Source organism: Pseudopedobacter sp., assembly GCF_040392825.1.
In the GTDB taxonomy this organism is placed as follows: Bacteria; Bacteroidota; Bacteroidia; order Sphingobacteriales; family Sphingobacteriaceae; genus Pseudopedobacter.
The window spans coordinates 1-4,354 of record NZ_JBEBVH010000306.1 but is presented as its reverse complement, the minus strand read 5'-3'; the positions used below and the strand labels follow the sequence as shown (position 1 = coordinate 4,354).

Below are 4,354 nucleotides of genomic sequence, written 5' to 3'. Positions count from 1 at the left end.
CTGTTATGCCATAAGGTAATTTAGAAGATTGATGTAGAACTGTATTCAGGAAATTAGAGCTAAAAAATGATTCTTTCAGAAGGCTTTGGATTTTTAAAACCTAAACTATCTCCCGTATTCATGCTGAATTTACCTAACTCGCTTCGCATTGGCGTTATTTAAGAGAAAGTTTCCCCTCATCCGTCCTTTGGACACATTCTCCCAAATGGAGAAGGGAAAAGATGAACGGACGGAAGCAATGAAATCCAGGCTTTAGAAAATTACTACCGCTTCTCCCTCTCTCTACCCATTCGGCAGGCTGGCGCTCAATCTGACGGCAGAGTTTTTCAGACTCTTTCATAATGGAGTTATTAAACCTTAACAAAACACCTCTGTTTTCCTTGACCTGACATTAATGCAAGAACATTAGCAACAAGGCGGCTTTATTTTCACAAAGACGGGCGCAGGTTCACTTTAAAAGGTACTGCAATATGTTTTAGTTCCTGGCTTTTTATCATTTCGGCAACCATGGCACCCATGGCTTTAAAATCTGTCGAAACGGTGGTTATCCCATTTAATATAACCCTTTTAAGGGGGGTTTCATTATAAGAAATGAGCCCGATATCTTCACCAACTTTGAGATTCTTAGAAAGGGTTCGTTCTATAATGGATACCAAATCGTCCTCCATCAGACTTATAAACACTTCACCTTTATTTATAGGTTCTTCGTTCAGATCTTTTACCACTTTATAATTGAAAGCATATTGCTGACAAAATCTTCTAAAACCGTTTACTATCTCTTTTGGAAAATAGCTTTTTTCGGGAATAATTATTTTTAGCGTATCATAACGCCCTAATCGCTCTTTTACTTTGTCCAGAGCTGAATAAATATCTTTTTCGAAGTCTTCGTAAATGGCACCGTAAACTCCGTCTACTTTATTCAGTTTTTTGTCCAAAAGAATCAGTTTCTCTTTAGGAATAGTATTAATGATCTCGTGTGCATGTTCACCCCCTTCAACAAAATGAGGAATAATCACATAATGAGAATAGTCGTTATTCTTGTCCCTGATTAATTTTTTAAAAAGCGAATAATCGTTATTATATATATAAAAATCTATAGTAGCATCTTCACCCAGAGAGGCAACCAGGGAATCGTATATTATTTTTTTATGTGCAGAGAGTTTATTAAACAATAAAAAGATTTTTATTTTCTTTTTAAAGTTAACGTTGGAAACATAATACCCTTTACCTGGAACGGAAACTATAACGCCCATCTTTTTAAGATAGCGGTAACCTTTTTCTGCTGTATCCCTTGATATTTCGAGCAAATAGCTTAACTCATTTATTGAAGGGAGCAAATCATCTTTGGTTATTTTACCATCTTCAATAGCTGCAATTATAGAATAGCTTAATTGTAAATATTTCGGCGTAGCTGAATATTCATCTATAAAAATAAAGTTCAAAAAATCAGATGCTTTCATTGTAACAGTGACTCCCTAACCAGCCGGTTAATTTATAACAAAAAAACGGCTTTAATAAATTAAAGCCGTTTTTTTCAAATTTCATCCGGTTAAAACTTTTCAAACTCACCTTTCACTGTTTTATCTATTTTATCCAGATCAACTGTTTCCCCATTAATCTTTACATTCTCGAAAACCATATTCTTAGTATGGTTTGCCTGTACAGGAATTTTAACGCCGTTAATGGTAGAGTTAATTACTTTTAGATTTTCTACCGGAGATTTTTCATAAGCATTAATCAGAACACCAAATTTGCCGCCCTGCTTTATGTTCAGGTTTTCTACTACAATGTTTCTGATGGTTGGCAGAAAGTCCCCCGGTTTTTCGTAGAACATATCGCAAAGAATAGCAGCTTCCTTATAAGTACCTACTTCTACATTTCTCATATAAACATTTTCAATGACGCCACCTCTTAATGAGCTGGTTTTTAATCTCAATATTCTATCCAGATTTGGGCTATCCATTTTAAGGTTCTGTGCGAAGATATTCCTCGCTCCTCCAGAAATTTCACTGCCAATTACAACGCCACCGTGTCCATCTTTCATCTCACAGTTTTCAATAATATGGTTTTCTGCTGGTCTGGCAATGTTTCTTCCGTCTTCATTTCTTCCGGACTTGATCGCAATACAGTCATCCCCCGTATCGAAATAGCACCCTGTAATTAAAACATTTTTACAGGATTCCGGATCACAACCATCATTATTTGGACCATGAGTAACCACTTTAACATCTCTCACAGTTACATTTTCGCATAAAACCGGATTAATATTCCAAAATGGTGCATTAATGATTTTTACATCGGCAATCAGAATATTTTTAGATAAATAAGGCTGGATAAACGGAGGTCTTAAATAGCTTCCATCTCCATGAATTCTGTCTTTTGCAGGTACCAAATCTTTAACCTGTTGAGTTAATTTCTTTACTGCAGCAAGCTGGTTTGGTATTCCTTCTTTCCAGCCATATTCCTTTTTGGCTTTCCACGGCCACCAATATTCATTATTGGCATTTCCATCTAAAATACCATTACCGGTAATGGCTATATTTTCCTGTTCATATGCATAAATTAAAGGAGAATAGTTCATACATTCCATTCCCTCCCATCGTGTAAATACCAGAGGTTTATAATCGTCTACATCTCTGCTAAAAACTATTTTAGCTCCGTCTTCCAAATGCAGGTTTACATTACTTTTTAAATGTATCGGACCTGTCAGGAAAGTCCCTTTAGGAACAATAACCCTTCCACCTCCCTTGGTATGGCAGGCTTCAATAGCTTTCTTAAAAGCTTCGGTACTTTTTACATTACTATCTAAACCAGCCCCGTAATCGGTAATTTTATAATCAACTTTTTTAAAGGTTGGAACCACAATAAGGTTTCTAATACTATCCGCTGTTTTCCATACCCCAGATTCGGCCGAAGATTCCTTTACATTGGCAGTACAGGATATGAACAAACCTCCTAACAATAAAGCTGCGATTCTATTTAATAGTTTTTGCATAATATGAATGTTGTATTGATTTAGCTTAAAAATCCATCGTAAAAAATGACGCAATATAATAAATGTATCTTTAACATTTATACAACTTATTGATTTTAAAGAAGAAGAGATCAAATCTGGTATTTAATCATTTATCATATTAAACCATCGAACAAATCTTTCGTCTTAACTAGCAATTTAAGGCCTTATTATTCTGATTTTGAAAAAAATAGTACTATTTTTTATATTTATAAGCTTTGTTAGCAAGGCTTTTTCCCAAAAAACAATTACAGGTACTGTTATAGACAGTACGAAACAAAGTATCATTGGTGCTCTGGTAAAAATCACCTCGCCCTTAGATACCCTTGCTACAAGTACGAATGCAGAAGGCGCTTTTACATTCCGTAATATTAAATCATCCAGTTTCCATATCCAGATAAATAGTTTGGGATATCAGAGCTTTTCCCGTTCTTATAAAATAGACGAGAAACAGGCAAACTTTAACCTGGAAAACATTACGCTAAAAACCCAGACAAATATGCTGGATGTTGTTGTAGTTGATGGCACTCCTACCATTGCCTATAAAACGGATACCATAGAATATCGGGCAGACGCCTATAATATGAAGGAAAACGCGACGGTAGAAGATCTTGTAAAAAAGATGGAAGGTATGGAAGTAGATAAGGAAGGTGCGCTTACCGTACAGGGAGAAGCTGTCACCAAGGCCAGAATTAACGGAAAAGATTATTTTGGAGGTGATGTAGCCGCTGCCTTAAAAGATTTACCTTCGGATATAGTAGACAAAATCCAGATTGTAGACGACTACGGTGACGAAGCCAGGAGGACGGGAGTTAAAGATGGCGATCCGCAACGAGTATTAAACATCGTAACAAAAAGTAATAAAAGAGTTGGTAATAGGGGCAGATTTGAAGCCGGCACAGGTAGTGACGACAGGTATCAACTCACGGCAAATGGCAATCGATTTAATGGAAACCAGCAAATTGGTATCAGAACTACCTTCAACAATACGGTAACAGGTATAGCTAATTCGGATGGAGATTCTGGCGGTGGCGGAAGAGGAGGCAATAGAGGTTCTGGCGGTGGCCAGGCAGGTCAAGGTGGCCAGGGAGGTGGAAATGGTAGTGGCTCTGCGGGAACCAGACAACTGGGAAGATTTGGGATCAACTATAATGATAATCTCTCTAAAAAAGTAAGTCTGCAAAGCAGCTATAATTACAACGGAAGTAATGCCAACAGCCGTAACGAATCCTCTTTCACAGAATATAATAGCATTGGAACGCTATATGGGGACAGAACCGGAGACAACCAAAATAAATCTTACGGACATTCTTTTTCTGCTAAACTGGAATATGAGATTGA

The 4,354-nt window shown here is 36.8% G+C and carries 3 protein-coding genes; 1 reads left to right on the top strand and 2 read right to left on the bottom strand.

Annotated features, from left to right (window positions below; translation table 11 throughout):
- Positions 1 to 428: 428 nt before the first annotated feature.
- Complete coding sequence (locus tag ABWO41_RS15930) at positions 429 to 1,460, bottom strand: GntR family transcriptional regulator (RefSeq protein ID WP_353140165.1); 1,032 nt, start codon at positions 1,458 to 1,460, stop codon at positions 429 to 431.
- A gap of 89 nt (positions 1,461 to 1,549) precedes the next feature.
- The gene (locus ABWO41_RS15925) at positions 1,550 to 2,995 is read right to left on the bottom strand and encodes a glycoside hydrolase family 28 protein (protein ID WP_353140163.1); all 1,446 of its coding nucleotides are present in this window, start codon (positions 2,993 to 2,995) and stop codon (positions 1,550 to 1,552) included.
- Between the two features lie 199 nt (positions 2,996 to 3,194).
- Here ABWO41_RS15925 and ABWO41_RS15920 point away from each other — a divergent pair.
- The coding region (locus ABWO41_RS15920) for a carboxypeptidase-like regulatory domain-containing protein (RefSeq protein WP_353140161.1) at positions 3,195 to 4,354 on the top strand (1,160 nt) is incomplete at its 3' end.

What these genes read in the sequence shown, in the direction of transcription:
- ABWO41_RS15930 (WP_353140165.1), bottom strand. Translation starts at nt 1,460, where the DNA reads ATGAAAGCATCTGATTTTTTGAACTTTATTTTTATAGATGAATATTCA.
- ABWO41_RS15925 (WP_353140163.1), bottom strand. Translation starts at nt 2,995, where the DNA reads ATGCAAAAACTATTAAATAGAATCGCAGCTTTATTGTTAGGAGGTTTG.